This is a genomic window from Arenibacter flavimaris, from assembly GCF_030291335.1.
In the GTDB taxonomy this organism is placed as follows: Bacteria; Bacteroidota; Bacteroidia; order Flavobacteriales; family Flavobacteriaceae; genus Arenibacter.
The window spans coordinates 73721-93040 of sequence record NZ_JASWIM010000006.1 but is presented as its reverse complement, the minus strand read 5'-3'; the positions used below and the strand labels follow the sequence as shown (position 1 = coordinate 93040).

Annotated in this window: 16 protein-coding genes; 7 read left to right on the top strand and 9 right to left on the bottom strand. The window is 39.3% G+C overall.

All coding sequences use genetic code 11. The annotated features are described in order from the left end of the window. Positions 1-1190 precede the first annotated feature (1190 nt). From dnaJ to mnmD, 4 genes are all read right to left on the bottom strand, one after another. Entirely contained in the window at positions 1191-2315 is a 1125-nt protein-coding gene (gene dnaJ / locus QSE00_RS07355; protein ID WP_110357681.1) for a molecular chaperone DnaJ, read from the bottom strand. Between the two features lie 9 nt (positions 2316-2324). Beyond that, the gene (locus QSE00_RS07350) at positions 2325-2897 is read right to left on the bottom strand and encodes a nucleotide exchange factor GrpE (protein WP_110357680.1); all 573 of its coding nucleotides are present in this window, start codon (positions 2895-2897) and stop codon (positions 2325-2327) included. 137 nt (positions 2898-3034) lie between these two features. Further along, a complete protein-coding gene (locus tag QSE00_RS07345) occupies positions 3035-3997 on the bottom strand; it encodes a TIGR01777 family oxidoreductase (protein ID WP_286105464.1) in 963 nt (320 codons plus the stop codon). Between the two features lie 129 nt (positions 3998-4126). Then, the gene (mnmD, locus tag QSE00_RS07340; RefSeq protein WP_286105463.1) at positions 4127-4792 is read right to left on the bottom strand and encodes a tRNA (5-methylaminomethyl-2-thiouridine)(34)-methyltransferase MnmD; all 666 of its coding nucleotides are present in this window, start codon (positions 4790-4792) and stop codon (positions 4127-4129) included. Positions 4793-5365: 573 nt separating this feature from the next. On the opposite strand from mnmD, the gene QSE00_RS07335 reads away from it, so the two are divergent. Next, a complete protein-coding gene (locus QSE00_RS07335; protein WP_286105462.1) occupies positions 5366-6439 on the top strand; it encodes a branched-chain amino acid aminotransferase in 1074 nt (357 codons plus the stop codon). An 87-nt stretch (positions 6440-6526) separates the two neighbouring features. Here the strand turns inward: QSE00_RS07335 and QSE00_RS07330 are convergent, their stop codons facing one another. After that, positions 6527-6916, bottom strand: coding sequence for a pyrophosphohydrolase domain-containing protein (locus tag QSE00_RS07330; RefSeq protein ID WP_110357676.1), 390 nt, complete (start codon positions 6914-6916; stop codon positions 6527-6529). 662 nt (positions 6917-7578) lie between these two features. Between QSE00_RS07330 and crcB the strand changes: the two genes are divergently transcribed. The 4 genes from crcB (at position 7579) to QSE00_RS07305 (ending at position 11048) form a co-directional block, all read left to right on the top strand. After that, entirely contained in the window at positions 7579-7947 is a 369-nt protein-coding gene (crcB, locus tag QSE00_RS07320) for a fluoride efflux transporter CrcB (RefSeq protein WP_286105461.1), read from the top strand. Positions 7948-8242: 295 nt separating this feature from the next. Then, a complete protein-coding gene (locus QSE00_RS07315; protein WP_110357673.1) occupies positions 8243-8581 on the top strand; it encodes a P-II family nitrogen regulator in 339 nt (112 codons plus the stop codon). A gap of 31 nt (positions 8582-8612) precedes the next feature. Next, the gene (locus QSE00_RS07310; RefSeq protein ID WP_110357672.1) at positions 8613-9863 is read left to right on the top strand and encodes an ammonium transporter; all 1251 of its coding nucleotides are present in this window, start codon (positions 8613-8615) and stop codon (positions 9861-9863) included. Between the two features lie 117 nt (positions 9864-9980). Next, complete coding sequence (locus QSE00_RS07305; RefSeq protein WP_110357671.1) at positions 9981-11048, top strand: outer membrane beta-barrel protein; 1068 nt, start codon at positions 9981-9983, stop codon at positions 11046-11048. Between the two features lie 53 nt (positions 11049-11101). Here the strand turns inward: QSE00_RS07305 and QSE00_RS07300 are convergent, their stop codons facing one another. The 3 genes from QSE00_RS07300 to QSE00_RS07290 form a co-directional block, all read right to left on the bottom strand. Beyond that, entirely contained in the window at positions 11102-11743 is a 642-nt protein-coding gene (locus QSE00_RS07300; RefSeq protein WP_286105460.1) for a DUF1684 domain-containing protein, read from the bottom strand. A gap of 325 nt (positions 11744-12068) precedes the next feature. Continuing rightward, entirely contained in the window at positions 12069-13481 is a 1413-nt protein-coding gene (locus QSE00_RS07295; RefSeq protein ID WP_286105459.1) for an alpha/beta hydrolase, read from the bottom strand. A 208-nt stretch (positions 13482-13689) separates the two neighbouring features. Beyond that, positions 13690-14142 carry an Lrp/AsnC family transcriptional regulator gene (locus QSE00_RS07290; RefSeq protein WP_110357669.1) on the bottom strand — a complete coding sequence of 151 codons (453 nt, stop codon included), beginning with the start codon at positions 14140-14142 and terminating at the stop codon, positions 13690-13692. A gap of 178 nt (positions 14143-14320) precedes the next feature. Between QSE00_RS07290 and QSE00_RS07285 the strand changes: the two genes are divergently transcribed. Next, positions 14321-14653: a hypothetical protein gene (locus QSE00_RS07285; protein WP_258364893.1), complete on the top strand. Its 333-nt coding sequence runs from the start codon at positions 14321-14323 to the stop codon at positions 14651-14653. An 89-nt stretch (positions 14654-14742) separates the two neighbouring features. Here the strand turns inward: QSE00_RS07285 and QSE00_RS07280 are convergent, their stop codons facing one another. Then, a complete protein-coding gene (locus QSE00_RS07280) occupies positions 14743-18201 on the bottom strand; it encodes a methylmalonyl-CoA mutase family protein (RefSeq protein ID WP_286105458.1) in 3459 nt (1152 codons plus the stop codon). Positions 18202-18445: 244 nt separating this feature from the next. Between QSE00_RS07280 and purU the strand changes: the two genes are divergently transcribed. Next, on the top strand, positions 18446-19297 hold the full coding sequence (gene purU, locus QSE00_RS07275) for a formyltetrahydrofolate deformylase (RefSeq protein ID WP_110357666.1): 852 nt from the start codon (positions 18446-18448) through the stop codon (positions 19295-19297). Positions 19298-19320: the final 23 nt, after the last annotated feature.

Below are 19320 nucleotides of genomic sequence, written 5' to 3'. Positions count from 1 at the left end.
AATTTCCCCAAAGATATATAATTGCTATTTAAGAGATAGGACGGATATTTATAAATTATACTTTTTTACGTATTTTAACTTGGATTATTATCGAAGGCTGGGTTCTTTATAAAATTCTAAAATTATCGATTCCAAAAAACAAGAAAACAGAACTAATTAATAAAGCAGCGTACGTCCTTAACTTAGGGGGTATTTATTACCCAACTTGTTTATTGAGTATCTTGGGAAATTTGAAGATGTGGTTGCCATAAAGTCAAGCTTGGAACAAGGTAGGGTCCCGCCGAAGGGCGGGATTAATGGATCAATCCCAAAAGTTGTGTGTGAATTACAAAAAAATATAATTTACTATTTCAAATTTGTGTCCTGTTCATTTTTTGCATCGCCCAAATGCGTAGCATTCATGAATACCATTAAAGATCAATAGACCAGCCGATGAATAAAAAACGACCAGGGCCGAATAACCAAGGTACGGTGTACCTTGGTTAGGAGGAGCCAGCTGTAGCCATGGCCAAGCTGATTTTAAATTTCTTTAAATCTACGCACTTTCCACGGCCCCGGCGTCCAGGCCGCTTTCACTATGGTGAAATGCTCTATGGACGCCTTCCACCTTCCAATGTGAAAACCACTTGATTTAAGACGAAATCGAAGATTCACGAAAACCATTAAAAAACTATAAAAACCACTTGAGTAAAATGAAAGAATAATTTAAACATTGGTTTTACTGAATTACTCCTACCAATAAAAACTATTGATCAAAAAACACGACTGATCAAATTAATCCTGATTTTTTGATAAACACAATAATTGTTCCTGATTTGGATTAATTCAACCGACCGTGTTTATTGCGCACCTTCGGTGCTTGCCGACATCCAACTAATAGATCCCGCCAAAAGGCGGGATTAATTCAACCGACCGTGTTTATTGCGCACCTTCGGTGCTTATAAAAACGGGGTTTCATTAACAAAACCCACCCGCAAAAACGTTAAGATCCCGCCGAAGGGCGGGATTAGTTCAACCAATCGTGTTTATTACGCCCCTTCGGGCTTATAAAAACAGGGTTTCACTAAAAACAAAACCCACCCTCAACGAATCAAGGATGGGAAAAAAAATTGCTATGAAAAAGAAAATAATATTGGTTTCCCAATATTATCTCAAATATACGTTTTTTATTTAAAACCGTAATCCCTCGTTTAGGAGAACATATCCTTCACCTTTTCAAAGAAAGATTTATCGGATTTCTCTGGTCTTGGTTCAAAATTTTCGTTGTTCTGCATGCGTTCGAAAAAATCCTTTTGCTCCTTATTTAATTCCTTAGGTGTCCAAACATTTACATGTACCAATAAATCCCCACTGCCATAGCCGTTTAGGCTTGTAATACCTTTACCTCGTAATCGTAAAATCTTACCGGACTGTATCCCGGCTTCCAGTTTTATCCTAACCTTACCACCTACGGCATCAATTTCTTTTGAGGTACCTAAAACCGCTTCAGAAATACTGATATAAAGATCATAATGAAGGTTGTCCCCTTCCCGTTTTAAAGTATCGTGCTCTTCTGTCTCAATCGCCACCAATAAATCTCCAGGAACTCCATTCCCAGGTGCATCGTTTCCTTTATTGGGCACTTTTAACTGCATTCCATCCTCTACTCCAGCAGGAATATTGATACTTACGGTTTCCTCTGAAACTTTTAGTCCATTGGCATCCGCATCACTGGGTTTCCTATCAATTATTTGTCCACTGCCCCCACAGGTGCTGCAGGTAGCTGCAGTCTGCATTCTCCCTAGAATTGTATTGGTTATTTTGGTAACCTGTCCTCGACCGCCACAGGTACCACAGGTTTGATAGGTTACCCCTTCTGCCTGAATTTTTCGCCTTACCTTAATCTTCTTTTCTACACCATTGGCAATTTCCTCTAGGGTCAACTTAACCCTTATCCTTAAATTGCTTCCCTTAACACGTCTTTGACCGCCACTGCCACCAAATCCGGAAAAGCCACTAAAACCTCCACCACCAAAGGCGCCGCCGAAAATATCCCCGAACTGGCTAAAAATGTCATCCATATTCATGCCACCGCCGCCAAATCCGCCACCGCCTTCAAAGGCCGCGTGGCCATACTGGTCGTACCGCGCTTTCTTATTGGGGTCGCTTAAAACTTCATAGGCTTCGGCCGCTTTTTTAAACATTTCCTCTGCCTTGGCATCACCTGGGTTTTTATCAGGATGGTACTCGATTGCCTTTTTCCTATAAGCTTTCTTTACTTCGGCCGCTGTAGCATTTTTCCCAATGCCCAAGATGTCATAATAATCCTCCTTCATAAAATAATTTTAATTTCCTACAACCACTTTTGGATGGCGTATGATTTTATCCCCCAGTTTAAAACCTTTTTCAACTACATCCACTACTTTTCCTTTCAATTTTTTACTAGGGGCTGGAATTTGGGTGATGGCGTCGTGAATTTCCGCATCAAAGGAATCACCTTGCTTGACTTCAATTTCCTGAAGACCCTTATTTTTTAAAGTTTCTTTAAATTTATTGCTTATTAATTCTACCCCTTTGAACATTTCCTGATCCTCCGACTTGGAAATTTCCTTTAAAGCACGATCAAAATCATCGATAACTGGTAATAATGACACAATTACTTCTTGACCCGCCGTCTTAAACAAATCCATTCTTTCCTTGGAGGTACGTCTTTTATAATTTTCAAATTCCGCAAAAAGACGTAAAAATTTATCCTTTTCCTTATTAAGTTCCTCCTGCAATTGCTCTTCCTGGCTTAGCCCTTCCTTTTTATCAAAGTTCTCACTCCCGGCAGATGAACCGTCCTGTTCCGAATCTTGATTCTCTATATTGTTCAGAACATCATCTTCCATCTCTTCTGTTTTATTTTCGTTGCTCATTTATAATACATTTATATACTTCCGAATTTCAAATGGCAAAAGTACTGCCAATTCTTTAAAAATGTCATAATGTCATTAAACTTTATAAAAAAACATCCACCAATGGCGGATGTTCGGAACTCAAAAAATTGTCATGATTACGGAATAAGCCCATTCTTATAGAGCGCATCCCTTGCCGTGTACCCTCCCTTGTCCAAATAAATATTCTCCAGTGCCCTGCAAATATTGGGATAGGCAAAATCAAAACCCGAATCCTCTATTTTTTTACTGCTTACTCGCTGGCTGGCAAACAACAAATAGGACATTTCACCTAAACCCAAACGTATTAAAGTTTTCGGAATATGGGGCAAGATCAACGGTCTTTGCAAAACCCTTGCTATTTCTTTGGTAAGCTTAACATTGGTCACCGGATTGGGGGCCACGGCATTATAAATTCCACTTAGGTCCTTTAAAATAACATGTAGAAATATTCGTCCGAGATCGTAAAGATGAATCCAAGATTGCCATTGGTTGCCCGAACCTATGGCAGCCCCCACATAATATTTTACAGGTTTGGCCATTTCCGGCAATGCCCCTCCTTTATCGGACATTACCAACCCTATCCTAATCTTGGCAGTTTGGATATTCAATTTTTCAAATGCATCCACTTCTTTCTCCCAAATAGAGACCACCTCTCCCAAGAAACTGTCATCCACCTCTTCTACCTCTTCCTTATAATATTGGGAAAGGGAATTGGGGTAAATCCCTATCGCAGAAGCGGATACAATTGTTTTAATACTATGGACCCCAATTTTGGAAATAGCGCCCAATAAAGTCCTCAGGGATTTTACCCTACTGTTAAGTATCTTTTTTTTATTGTTTCGTGTCCATCTCTTGGAAATACTGGATCCTGCAAGGTTAATTATTGTAGTTACCCCATTGAAGCAATTTGCGTCTATTTCGTTGTTTTCCGGATTCCAGTAAAAGCCATTAAAATCCTTCTGGGAAACGATTTTATCCTTATTGGTGGTCAAGTAATTTACCGAGATTTTGTTCTGTTTGCACAAATTTACAATTTCACGCCCCACCAAACCTGTTGCACCTGTTATCAAAACCTTCATACCCTTGCTTCTTTCTATCGACTTTGATATAAATATATGGGTTTTTATGATCTAAATAATTCACTTTAGTGTAGGTTTAACAGTCCAAGCCCTTTAGGTGTTAAGTAAACCATAATACCGCCATATTAATTAGGAAACTTTTAAGGCTCTTAGCATTTCCCTTTTCCCAGGGGGGCCCGGTAAGCGTTCCACGACAAAACCTACTGCCTGCATGGCCCTCCTTACACTGCCCTTGGCAGAATAGGTTACCAGCACTCCATTTTGTTTCAAAGCCCTGTACATTATGGCAAATACTTCCTCCGTCCAAAGTTCTGGCTGTACCCTGGCACCAAAGGCATCAAAATAAATTAGGTCGAATAGGTCTATGTCCGAAATTTGCCTAAAATCGATTTGCCGCTTTAACAATGAAAAATTGGCCGACATAGAATGCGCTTCCTCCCAAGAAGTTTGGTGCATCTTAAAAAAATGCTGTTCCAAATACACGGCATCCAAAGCCCCTGTATATTCCAATTGCTCCAGTTCTTCCGGAAGTACGGGATAGGCCTCAACACCAGTATAGGCCACCTCCAAACCCTGTTTCTCCGATTCCAATAATGTTATAAGGGCATTCAATCCCGTTCCGAAGCCAATTTCCATAATAGATAATTGTCTGTCATGGAATAGGGATAGGCCGTTCTTGATGAAGACATGATAGGCTTCTTGAACAGCACCGTGTACGGAATGATATTGCTCGTTCCAATCTTCGATCTGAATAGTTTTGGAACCGTCGGCCGTAGTTATAATTTTTCTTTTCAATTTATTCTTTTTATCAATACGCCATCTGCCTCAAGGGCATATTTTTTCGTTACCTTCATTAGGTCTGTAGTTTCCTCTTTGGATTTTCTTCTCCACGGGCAAAATGTCTTTTTTCCAGAACACTCCTTACTTCAACAAAGGCCTAACCACTTACAATTACCTCTAACCCCAGCAGTTCCTGTGACAGAAAGAACACTTTAATCCAACCATGCCAATTTCGTCCACCACCCTTTTTGCCTTACAAACCTCCATCAATAGACCGGAAAACAAGCATATCTTTCCCGGATATTTTATTATATTCCCAAGCATTTCCCCACTGCTTAAGATGCCGGAATCACAAAATTGATTACCAAAATAAACGTTATGCCCTTTTTTTTGGTTGCTTTGATTGGTGCCAACAGCCTAATTTAGGCTAAACATGCTAAAAACGCCATAAAAGTCACAATCAAAATGTTAAATTTCTTTAAAATATTCAGAATTTATAACACTTTACAAAACTGGGTATTTTTAGACAGAAAAAAGAAGAACTACTAATGTTATTTGCTTAATTTTATTGCTTTAAATTAGAATTCTATGCAAACTGTTTCAAATTCAATAATAGTTGAGAAAGTTAAGGACTCGAAAATTGATAAAGTAGATTTTAATAATTTATCGTTTGGAAAATATTTTACGGACCATATGATGGTCTGCAATTATAAGAATGGGGCTTGGGAAGTTCCAAAGATAGTTCCTTACCAACCCATTACCCTTGACCCATCCGCTAAAATTTTTCATTACGGACAATCTGTTTTTGAAGGAATGAAAGCTTATAAGGACAATGACCAAAATGTTTGGCTATTTCGTCCTTTGGAAAACCAAAAACGGATCAACATTTCATCCAAAAGACTTGCCATGCCGGAATTCCCGGAAGATTATTTTATGGATGGCTTAAAAGCACTTTTGAAAATGGACCATAAATGGATTCCTACCGCAGAAGGAAGCTCCCTGTACATTAGGCCCTTTGTGTTTGCTTCAGGGTGCGGATTCCATGCTTCCCCCTCGGAAGAATACAAATTTATTATTGCCTGCTCCCCATCTACCTCGTATTTTGCTGGGAAGGTAAAGGTTTTGATAGAGGAGAAATATTCACGGTCGGCCAATGGTGGTGTAGGTTTTGCAAAGGCCGGCGGGAATTACGCCGGACAGTTTTACCCTACTCAATTGGCCGTTGAAAAAGGCTATAATCAAGTGATCTGGACGGATGACAACAACCACGAATATATTGAGGAGGCCGGGGCCATGAACATATTTGTCAGGATAAATGACACCTTGATTACCAGTCCCACAAGTGATAGAATTTTGGACGGTATAACCAGAAAAAGTATCATAGATATTGCCAAGGATGAAAATATAAATGTAAAGGTTAGAAAAATTACTGTAAAAGAGGTTGTTGAAGCTTCAAAAAACGGTAACCTTAAAGAGATGTTCGGGGCCGGTACCGCTGCGGTAATCTCTCCAATCGCTACTTTTGGCTATCAGGGAAAGGACTATGATCTACCCGAAATAAAGGATAGTTATGCCTCCTTATTAAAAAAGCGCATTACAGATATACAATATAACAAGGCCGAGGATAAATTTGGCTGGAGATACCAAGTGGATATCAAATAATAATTAGTGTATACCATTTAGATAGCCCTTCGACCAAAATGGTCGAAGGGCTTTTTTCATCCATTAATACTACCGGAATTCGGGACACTATTTTTTGTCCAAAATATCCACTATGTTCGGCTTGAAGTAATTGGGGCCTTTAAGCACTTTTCCGTCCTCCCTATAAATAGGTTTGCCATCCTCCCCCAATTTACTCATATTACTTCGCTGTATTTCCTCAAAAACTTCCTCAATTTTATATTGCATACCATGTTCAAGTATGGTTCCACACAATATATATAACATATCGCCGAGGGCATCCGCAACTTCAACCAGATCATTATTGTTCGCAGCCTCCAGATATTCCTTATTTTCCTCGTCCATCAAATTATAGCGAAGTAAATTTTTGGCCTCGCCCAAATCTGCCCTGACCTCTTTGGAAACACCCAACCCAAACGAATTATGAAACAATTCCACTGCACTAAGTTTACTTTTCATTATTGTAATTATTTAAGTTAGATTTGCGTAAAAATAAAAATATGTTCAGTACGGGGCAATTAATTTTTGCTGGTCTCTTTTTTGTCGCCTTTGTTGCAATTATCATTATTTCCTATCAAAAGGACAAAAAATTACATAAAAAAAATTACAAAGGAGTTAAATGGGTAGGACTTTTCTTCACATTATTCATAGTAATCTTGATCCTAATTAAATACTTTCTTAAAAATTAACATTTAATTTTACTTCCCCACAAAAAGAATTACTATAAATAACAAATTAGGCTTTTAGAGCGTTTAATGTACGAAAAGACGTAATTTTGCGTTAAGTAACTAAATCATTTAGTTGTATGGTAACTTTTTTCAGCATTTTCTTAGTTCTTATCGGTATAAACGCATTGCTTTTTTTGGTCAGTTTTAACAGCAGTCCAAAAAAGAAGGAAAAATCCGTAAAAAATATTTCAGAATCTACCACAGTAATCTTCCCCCTAGATTTAATTAACTCGAAATATAAAAAGGCAGTTTAAGCAGCCTAACAGGAAATATGTGCATCTTTACATAAATACTATCTTTGTGCAGTATTTATGATTACGCAATGCAAATTTTTAAGAACCTCTATCCATTGATTTTTATTTACCTTCATCAAGGGATAAAAATTAAGAACCTATGAAACAATTTCTACTCGTCTTTATAGGTGGAGGCTTGGGAAGTGGACTGCGATTTTTATTGAGCAGAACTTTCAACAAAACTTTTCACAATTTTTTTCTAGGTACATTTATTGTAAACATCGTTGGTTGCTTACTGATTGGCTTCCTTATTGGGCTCTCCTTTAAGAACAACCTACTTACTTCAAATCAGACCTTGTTATTAACAACAGGTTTTTGTGGAGGCTTCACTACTTTTTCCACTTTTGCACTGGAACAACACTCCTTATTAAAAACCGGGGACCTTATTAATTTTACCATCTACACTCTTGCCAGCCTTACAATCGGAATCCTTGCGATAGCCATCGGGTTCTGGTTTTCCAAATTATAGGCACCATCTTATTACTTCCTATATATATAGGCATATCTATTCATATAGGTGGATTTAGCCATTTTTCTGCATTATCGATAGCAAAACACCCAAAAATCCGCGATTTTTTCAGTTTTTTCCAAAAACAAATGTTAAAAGTTTTAACAAATCAGCATAATTATCTTTACGAATAACGATACCCCCAAAATATTTGGGGTATTTTTATGTAAAATGTAATTTTAACGTATATACCCCTAAAAAAATAGGGGGGTATGTATTTAATATATATTTTTGTCTCATAAATAATAAATCAATTATGAAAAAAATCGAGGCAATTATTAGGAAGTCAAAATTTGATGACGTAAAAAAAGCGTTACATCAAATTGGAGTAAACTTTTTTAGTTACTGGGACGTAACAGGAGTCGGAAATGAAAAAGAAGGGCATGTCTATAGAGGTATATCCTACAGCACATCCGACATTCAACGCAGGTATCTTTCCATTGTAATATCTGATGATTTCTTGGAAACAACCGTTAACACCATCCTGGAAACAGCGTATTCCGGTAACGTAGGTGACGGTAAAATTTTCGTTTCCGAAATTTTGGAAGCTTATCGCATCAGAACAAAAGAAAGCGGAAAAGCAGGAATTAACTAAAAAAAATTAAGAACCAACAAACAACAACAACATGGACGTAGGATTATTTACAGCAAATAACGTTTGGATGATGATATGTACGGCTCTCGTATTCTTCATGCATTTAGGGTTTTCACTTTTGGAAATCGGATTAACCAGACAAAAAAACACCATCAACATTTTATTTAAGAATGTGTTTATCATTTGTATAGGGTTACTCCTATATTATATAGGAGGATTCAACCTTATGTATCCAGGTGATTTCAACGGTTATCTTGGTTTTGCAGGATTCGGCCTTGAAGCCCCCATTTTACCGGATGGTAGTTTGGACCTTACCTATAGTGAAGGTTATACCTATTGGACGGATTTTCTTTTTCAGGCCATGTTTGCGGCAACAGCTGCAACCATAGTTTCTGGAGCTGTCGCCGAACGTATTAAACTAGGCGGGTTCATGATTTTCACCATAATCTATGTAGGCCTTGTCTATCCAATTGTTGGATCATGGCAATGGGGAGGTGGATTCCTTTCCACCCTAGGTGGTGAAGATGGAGGATTCCATGATTTCGCAGGATCTACATTGGTACATTCCGTTGGAGGATGGGCAGCTTTGATTGCCATATATATATTAGGGCCCAGGATTGGTAAGTTTGACGAAGATGGAAAACCAAACGCAATTCCAGGACATAACATCCCATTGGCTGCAGCTGGAGTTCTTATACTTTGGTTAGGCTGGTTTGGCTTTAACGGAGGATCTGTATTATCCGCAGATCCAGCCGGAACTTCCATTGTATTGGTCACTACTTGTTTGGCAGCAGCAGCAGGTGGCATCGGATCATTTATTTTCTCTACGATGCTTTACAAAAACTACGACCTTACCATGATGCTGAACGGTATCTTGGGTGGCTTGGTCGGAATTACGGCCGGGGCCGACTTAATGTCCCCTTTAGAGTCCATTATTATAGGACTAATTGCCGGTGTAGTTATTGTATTGGGAGTAGCTTTGGTAGACAGATTAAAACTGGACGATCCTGTTGGAGCCGTTGCCGTTCACTTAATCTGCGGTATCTGGGGTACATTGGCAGTAGGAATCTTTGGAACCAAGGCCGGTCTTACACAATTATTGTATCAATTGACTGGTGTAGCTGCAGCAGGCGTTTTCTGTTGCCTAACAGCTTTTATTATTCTATTCGCCATCAAGAAGACTTCTGGAATTAGAGTTTCCAAAGAAGAAGAATTGGAAGGCCTGGATTTACACGAGCACGGGATGGATGCCTATGCCGATTTCAGAATGAACCAACACTAATAAAGAAAACAAAAGGTAACGGAGCGTTTTGCAGAACGCTCCGTTAATAACCTTTTTTCAATACAACAACTCAATAATTAGCAAACATCCTTAAACAAGGATATAAACAATTGAATTATGAAAACGATTATTTATACAAAATACGTAAAAAATTTACTATTACTTGCATTTGCCTTTGCCTCAACAGCAACTTTCGCTCAAGAAGATGAAGAGGAAGCCAAGAAATTCAGCCTAAGCGGAAGTGTGGATGCCTACTACAGAACCAACTTAAATGGCGATAACGGTTTTGACGATGCTTCCGGTCTACCTAATGCCGCACCGGGATCTTCATTTGCCAACTTACCTGGCTTTGCTTTGGGTATGGCCAATGTGATTGCCGCTTACGAAGGCGAAGATGTTGGGTTTGTAGCCGACCTTGTTTTTGGCCCTAGAGGAACAGATGCTATTTTTGCCTCTCCCTTATATTCAGCCACTGGAAACATTGTAAATCAATTATATGTTTATTGGAATTTAAGCCCATCGGTTAAATTAACATTTGGTAACTTCAACACCTTCTTGGGTTACGAAGTAATATCTCCTGTTGCCAATTTTAACTACAGTACATCCTATTTGTTTTCTTATGGTCCTTTCTCCCATACCGGTTTGAAGGCCGACTTTACACTATCTGATGACTTTAGCCTAATGTTGGCAATCATGAACCCAACAGATTTGACCGAATTGAATCCTACCGAAAAATACGCTTTCGGCGCTCAATTGGGATACAGTGGCCAATTCCTTAATTTCTTAGCCGATGACGGGGCATTTGAAATTGACTTCACAGGTGGTTTCGATTTGTCCGATGAGTTTTTCTTGGGAATCAATGCAGCCCTTTACGATAATGACGACATTGGATTTGCTGGTGTAGCCCTTTATCCACAATACGCTACCTCCGATAACTTCACCTTGGGATTAAGAGGTGAATATTTCACAGAAACAGGAGACTATGGTGCTATCGGAACCGGAGTTGAAGATTCCAGCGTTTTTGCCGTAACGCTTACAGGTAGTGCCACAATTGGTAATTTAATCATCAAGCCTGAATTAAGATTGGATAGCGCTTCAGACGATTCTTTTAACTTTCTAGATTCGGATTTGGCCCCACAAAAGAGTTTATCCTCATTTGTAATAGCAGCCGTTTACTCTTTCTAAACAAAATTGAGATTATTATTTATAGCCCCGCTCTATGCGGGGCTTTTATATTTTTAGCCCTTTTTAAACTCCTTTACACCGGCCGCGATAGGAATATCCAGCCTATTCTGCTTGGGAACCAACGGACAGGAATACTTTGGATTGTAAGCACAGTACGGATTATAGGCCTTATTAAAATCCAAGAGTATGGTATCCCCCATTGGAATGGTCAAGTCTAAATACCTACCCCCACCATAGGTTTCCTCCCCATTGGTAAGGTCCGCAAAGGGCAAAAACAAATAATCCCTATATTTTTCCTGATGCATTAATTCCTGGTTTTGATAAACCTCCAATTTATGGGTACGTCCATGTAGACTAAAAGTTATTATCCCAAATACAACCTCCTCTGTCTGTCTTTCCGTAGTGGTCGGCATCATAAAAGGTAAGGCCTCGGGGGTTCTAGTAAATTTTGCCTTAATCCTATAGGTAGTATCGGGTTCATAAAAATCCAAAGTGGTAAAATCCTTTCTATACCTATCTGGCAAGGGAGAGGTTTCAGGATCCTTGAATTCCATATTTATTTTTTTCTGGAATTGCATAATATCCTCCAAAGCTCCGGTTACAGGTCCCACCGTATTGTCTTGCTCCTGATCATGGTACCTTTTTTCCTTACAGCCCAGTGACAATAAGATTAAAACCAAAAATAACTGCTTCATTTTCCTTCTTTTGGCATAAAAATACAACATCCATTTTTCAGAATAAAGGAATTATGAAAACCAATCCTACCTTGGACCGTCCCCCGAATGGAAATGGGCCCATAATAGTGGGCCGGCAACCACCAACCTTCTCTAGTGTACGGATTCGTTGAACTATCCGGTTTCAACAAACCTGTAAAAGACGGACCTTAAGGATTAAAAAAATAAATTTAAAAATAAGCGATTCATTATCCCTTTCACTGAAATCGAAATCTGATCAGTATTGCCACACAATACTGGGCAACAATAATCTTCGAGAAGTTGGAACAGCCTCTTGGAAAGTCATTTATTCTTCAATGATTTCGTAACGGGCATCTTTTAAGTATTTAGCCACAATTTCATTGAATTCCGGGGTGATACGGAGCAATGCGGTATTTTCCAAACTATACAATTCAGCTTTGTCCGTATACCCTTGCTTCAATAATTCCTCCAAATAAAACAGGGAGGTTCCGTAGTCATCCATTCTAGCACTATTCGCTATTATTTTAAGGTAATAATCATAATCCGATGGGTCTGTAATGGTCTTTAGCATCCAAAGAAGACTCAGGACTTCTTGATCTACCTCACTTCCGGAATTTACTATATCCATATTGTCCTCAATTAGCGCATTGACATAACCCAAAAGACGTTTCCCCATTTCTTTTTCGGCTTCAATTTTGCTATTATCATATTTCTTCAACTCGCCCATTTGGTATATCCACCAACCCAAATTGTTGTAATTGTAGGTGGCCAAATCTTCCTCTAAATAATAAACATAATCCTCCTTAATAAATGATTCCTTCAACAATGTAGCGTTCTCATTGCGCGTCATAGTTTTAAAAAGTTTATCCTTCTTAAGCTCACGCCTTATTTTTTTTAGAGAATCAGTATCCTTCAAGACCCTATAAACGGACATGACTTCATCCAATAAATTATCCGCCTCAATTAATTTTCCGGAACTAATCAAAAGATTAATTTCCCTTAAATTCTTTGTATAAGTATCATTAACATAGGCTTCATCTTTCTCCTTTAGGCCCTTTGCCATTGCGGACAATGTAAAAATCTCCAAAGCCTTTTCAAGATAATCGGTATTGGGCCACTCGTGCCCTCCTTTGAATACCAGCAATTGACTAGGAAATTTCAACCGCCCTAAGACCGATTTACTTATCAACATCTCCGGATATGCAAAATCTTCCTTTCCTACTATTCCTATAAAATGAAACAAATTGTTCGTGTCCAATAACTCTATATTGGGATATCCAGCACCGCAAGAAATTACTCCGGATATATCCTTTAAAAAAATTGGTAGGACAGAGGCAAATCTGGCACCGCTACTAAATCCAGAACTATAGATTCTATCCTTTTGAATAGGCAACATCTTTATAATATCATTGAGCATCCTCCCCGTTGTTAAAATATTGCGGGAAGTGGTCAACGAATCGTGCACGTTGTTGGAAGCTGCCAGGACATATCCTTCCTTTTCGGCCGACTCCATAAACATACGAATTGCACGTTTTCCCCGACCTTCCATGTCAAAAATTAATAGGATAGGCCAATTTTTATCCATTTCAAAGCTGGTAGGAAGATAAAGCGAAAAACTTTCGGGGATGGAATCCCGAACAGCAATTGAATCTATTGGAATGCCTTTTTTCAAGGTTATCTGTTGTGCATAACCTAGACAACCGACCCCGAGAAACAGAAATACTATAATTTTTTTCATAGAAATATTATCATCAAATATCTAGCCAAATTAAAATAGTACCACAGGCATTCCGAAACAACCGGGGTACAGGAAACAGTTATCCAGACAAAAATCGCCCTCAACACTATCCAACCAAACCATTTAGTACATTAAGTTAAATAATAAAAACATAGCACCAAAGCTGCCAACCCCATTTAATTTTAATTTCCTTACAATACAGCTGCCGCTACACCTCTCTTTTTTTGATGGGTGCGTTGGATACTACATCGGACAAAATAATATGTGTCCGTGTTTCCCCGTATTGTATAAGCTTGTCTATAAACTTTTCCAAATGAAATTGATCCTTTAGGACCACCAACATTATAATATTTTCATTACCTGTAATCCGATAACAATTAACCACTTCTTCATAGGTGTTTACAATATCCAAAAAAGGCCTTAACTTTCCCATAAAGGCACGCAGGGTAATAATAGCCTTTAATTGATATCCTGTATGTGAATGGGACACCACAGCTTTGTAACCGGATATGACCCCAATATCTTCCATTTTCTTCACCCTCTCCGCAACTGCAGGTGGTGTTAGACCTACTTTCCTGCCAATATTGGCAAAAGATTCCCTGGCATTTTCCTGAAGCAATTTTAGTATCTTCCAATTAAGGGCATCAATCTTTGTATTCAAAGTAAAATGGTTTAAAAATATTAACTTTCAATAGCTAAAATACAATTTTACTTTGTTATATAAACTCTAATTTGCTAATTTCGACGTAATTTTATATAACAGAAGTTGCTATAGAAAAATGCCTTACAAAAACTTAAGTACGATTCCGATTTATCGCAAATCCTTGGATCTTTTAAAGATGAGCAGGGAAATTGCTTCGTACCTATCTTACAACAAAGATTTGCTTAAGTTATACCAATCCAACAGCCATAGGGACATTATGGTCGATTCCCTCTTGACGGATTCCATCTTAATCCCGCAACAAATTGAAGCTGCCGAACGCTCGGAATGTTATGCGGCCCGAATGAGAAGTGCGACCTTTATCAACGTTATCATAAGAAATATAAGTTCTTATTGCACCGGTTTGGAAAAAGACGGGGTAAAGGAAAAGGAGTACTTAAATCTTTTGAGGAGCGAAATTAAAAGCTTCCGAAGGTTGTACAAAGTGTGGAGACGTTCCATTCGCAGCTAATCCCTGTATTTTCAATTCATTAGAACCTTATATCCACCCGCATTTATATTTGCGACCAACCTTAAAAATTTTAAGGTCAATGCTTGCAATTACATATTCCGCCTATACCGCCCCCCAACAGCAAACAAAACATCCGTAATCTGCCCCAAGGAACAGTACTTGGTGACCTCTATTAACTTCTCGAAAATATTACCGTTTCCAACCGCTATTTCCTGTAATTCCCTTAATTGGGTCTCCGCAGTTGCCCCCATCATGACACGTAAATTTTTCAAGGTGCCGATTTGGGCCTGTTTTTCAGACTCTGTAGCACGGATAACTTCCGCTGGCGATATTGTTGGTGACCCTTTGGAACTAAGAAAGGTGTTTACTCCAATAATGGGAAATTCCCCGCTGTGCTTTAGCGTTTCGTAATGTAAACTCTCCTCCTGAATTTTGGATCTTTGATACATTGTTTCCATGGCCCCCAGTACCCCTCCCCTTTCCGTAATACGATCGAACTCCAAAAGCACGGCCTCTTCCACCAAATCCGTTAATTCTTCAATGATAAAGGAACCCTGCATAGGATTTTCGTTCTTCGTTAAACCCAATTCCTTGTTAATGATCAGCTGAATGGCCATGGCCCTGCGCACGGACTCCTCCGTTGGGGTGGTTATTGCCTCATCATAGGCATTGGTATGTAAGGAATTACAATTGTCATAGATAGCATAGAGCGCCTGCAACGTAGTGCGGATATCATTAAAATCTATTTCTTGGGCATGTAGGCTACGTCCAGAAGTTTGGATATGGTACTTTAACATCTGTGCCCGGGGTCCAGCTCCATACTTTAAGCTCATTGCCTTGGACCATATCCTGCGGGCCACCCTTCCTATCACGGCATATTCCGGGTCTATGCCATTTGAAAAGAAGAAGGACAGGTTGGGACCAAATTTATTGATATCCATCCCCCTACTTAAATAATACTCCACATAAGTAAAACCGTTAGACAGTGTAAAGGCCAATTGGGTAATTGGGTTGGCCCCCGCCTCGGCAATATGATACCCTGAAATGGATACAGAATAAAAATTACGGACTGAGTGCCGAATAAAGTATTCCTGAACATCCCCCATTAATTTCAAGGCAAATTCCGTTGAAAAAATACAGGTATTTTGTGCCTGATCCTCCTTTAAAATATCGGCTTGCACCGTGCCTCTTACCGTGTTAAGGGTCTTCCTTTTAATATCGGAATATATATTCTTGGGCAAGACCTGGTCTCCCGTAATACCCAATAGCATTAATCCCAAACCGCTATGTCCCTCAGGTAATTCCCCGCTGTATATAGGCCTAGCAATACCCTTCTCCTCGTATAAAACAGTGATTTTGGAAGCCACCTCCTTTTCGAGCCCGTTTTCCAAAATATACTTCTCACAGTTCTGATCTATGGCGGCATTCAAAAAATAACCCAACAACATGGGTGCAGGACCGTTGATGGTCATACTAACCGAGGTAGTGGGACTGCATAGATCAAATCCGGAATACAGCTTTTTAGCATCGTCCAAACAGCAGATTGAAACCCCTGCGTTGCCAATTTTACCATATATATCAGGTCTAAGATCGGGATCTTGACCATACAGGGTTACCGAATCAAATGCTGTGGACAATCGCTTGGCCGGCAATCCCAAACTAACATAATGAAAACGCCTGTTGGTGCGTTCGGGACCTCCTTCCCCGGCAAACATTCTTGCAGGATCTTCCTCTGTCCGTTTAAAAGGATAGAGTCCGGCCGTATAAGGAAATTCACCTGGTACATTTTCCTGGAGAATCCAACCCAGAATATCGCCCCATGCCTTGTATTTTGGAAGTGCCACCTTTGGAATATTGGTTTGGGCCAGAGATTTCGTATGGGTTTCCACTTTTACCTCTTTCCCCCTCACTTTAAAGATAAAGGCCAGGGCTTTATACTGTTCCACCTTTTTTTCCCAATTTAGGATCAAATCCCAATTCTGGGATTCCAAATCCATTTTAATTACATCAAACTCTTTGAACAAAAGCATCAATAATTGCTTTTTATCCTCCGGAAGGGACAAATCCAAAATTGCTTCTTTATTTAACCCTTCTTTTACGAGAAATGTTTTAAAATCTATCTTGTCATCCACTCTGGAAATGGCCTCTACGGTCTTAAAAATACCAAATAACTTTTGGGCCAACTCGGCTTGATGAAGCACCTTTTTATCATAGCCCCTATTGTTTTCGGCTATTTCGGACAAATAACGTATGCGCGAAGGGGGAATTATATAAACTTTCCCTTCATCATCCTTTCCCAATTGGGTTTGGGAATTCAGGTTTGTTCCGGTTGTCAAAGCCAATTTACCCATTACTGATATATACAAGCGATTCATCCCGGGCTCATTAAATTGTGAGGCTATTGTCCCAAAAATAGGTAACTCGTCATGATCAACCTCCCAAAGTCCATGATTGCGGACATATTGTTTTTTCACATCCCTTAAGGCGTCCAGAGCCCCTCTTTTATCGAACTTATTAATTGCTACGATATCGGCAAAATCCAACATATCTATTTTCTCCAACTGGGTGGCGGCCCCATATTCGGGGGTCATAACATATAAGGAAACGTCGCTGTGTTCAATAATCTCCGTATCCGATTGTCCTATACCCGAAGTCTCCAAAATAATTAAACTGAAGCCTGCCACCTTAAGGATTTGAACCACCTCATCCACGTGTTTGGACAATGCCAAATTAGACTGCCGGGTAGCTAGTGATCTCATATAGACCCTGGAATCATTAATGGCGTTCATGCGAATTCGATCTCCCAACAAGGCGCCACCGGTTTTCTTTTTGGACGGATCAACAGAAATTATTCCGATGGTTTTATCTGGAAAATCTAACAGAAACCTTCTTACCAGCTCATCCAGTAAGCTTGATTTTCCAGCACCGCCGGTCCCAGTAACACCAAGTACGGGCACAGTAGTTTCAGATACTGCCCAACCTGAAAAATCCTTCGGAAAATCCTCATGCCCATTTTCGGCCCAGGTAATAAGCCTGGCTATGGCATTTACATTCCTTTCCTTTATCAATTGAGCCATTGACCTGCCCTCTGGAATTGCGAAGCAAGGAACGGGAAAATCACTTTGTCTAACCAAATCGTTTATCATTCCCTGTAACCCCATCGTCCTACCATCATCCGGGGAGTATATTCTGGTTATGCCATAATCCATTAATTCTTTAATCTCAGCTGGAAGAATCACCCCACCACCACCGCCAAAAATCTTAATGTGGTCCGCTCCCTTTTCCCGTAAAAGATCTTGCATGTATTTGAAGTACTCCATATGCCCTCCCTGGTATGAAGTTATGGCAATGGCATTTGCATCCTCCTGTATGGCACAATCCACTACTTCGGATACACTCCTGTCATGGCCCAAATGAATTACTTCCACACCTGTGGCCTGAATAATGCGACGCATCATATTAATGGCCGCATCGTGACCATCAAATAGGGCGGCAGCCGTCACTATGCGAACTTTATTTTTAGGATTATATGGCGATTTGTGAATCATAGCAACAATATTAATTTCCGGTTATAAAACAACTAAATTCACAATCGCTCCTAAAACCGTTATGGAGGAAATTGGATTAGCTAGGCGCTCACTTTTTAATAACCAAAAAAAGGACCATTATACAGGTGCAATTTAACAAAATGATAAAAAATATAGCCTAAAAATTAGAATTTTATAAAAATAAGACTCAACAAGAGTACTTCATTCCTAAAATCCTAATTTTGCGACCTAAAACAGTTAAGCTTTGAAGACAACTATCCTCATTAATTGTCCCGACCAGTCAGGGATTATCAGTTCGGTAACGGGATTTATCCATAGAAAAGGGGGCAATATTATCTATATTGATCAGCATGTGGACAAGGAAGCCGGTGTGTTTTTTATGAGATTGGAAAGCGATTTTGAAAAAAACATTCCTGCCGTGAAAAATTTGAAAGAAGAATTTGAAAAAGAACTGGCCCTGCCGCACCAAATGGAATGGAGTTTGTATTTGGGATCCGTAAAACCTAAAATGGCCCTTTTTGTTTCCAAATACAATCATTGTTTATACGATTTATTAAGCAGGTACAATTCTGGTGAACTGGAAGTTGAGATACCCTTCATCCTAAGCAACCACAGTGATTTGGAATATGTGGCCAAACAATTCGACATTCCCTTTTTTCATGTCCCTGTAACAAAAAGCACCAAAAGCGAGGCCGAAAATAGGCAATTGGCACTTTTGAAAGAATATCAAATAGATTTTATTGTACTGGCAAGGTATATGCAAATTGTAACCAGCAAGGTTATAGATAACTATCCCAATAAGATTATCAACATACACCATTCCTTTCTTCCTGCCTTTGCAGGTGCAAAGCCATATCATGCTGCCTTTGAGAGGGGGGTTAAAATTATTGGTGCCACCAGTCATTACGTAACCGAAGAACTCGATGCCGGGCCTATTATAGAACAGGATGTTACCACCGTGACCCATGCGCATAGCATCAAGGACTTTATAACCAAGGGAAGGGATTTGGAAAAAATTGTACTATCAAGGGCCGTTAAACTTCATATTAGAAGGAAGACAATGGTCTACAACAACAAAACCGTAATTTTCTCCTAACCATAGGCACTAAATCCCTACAT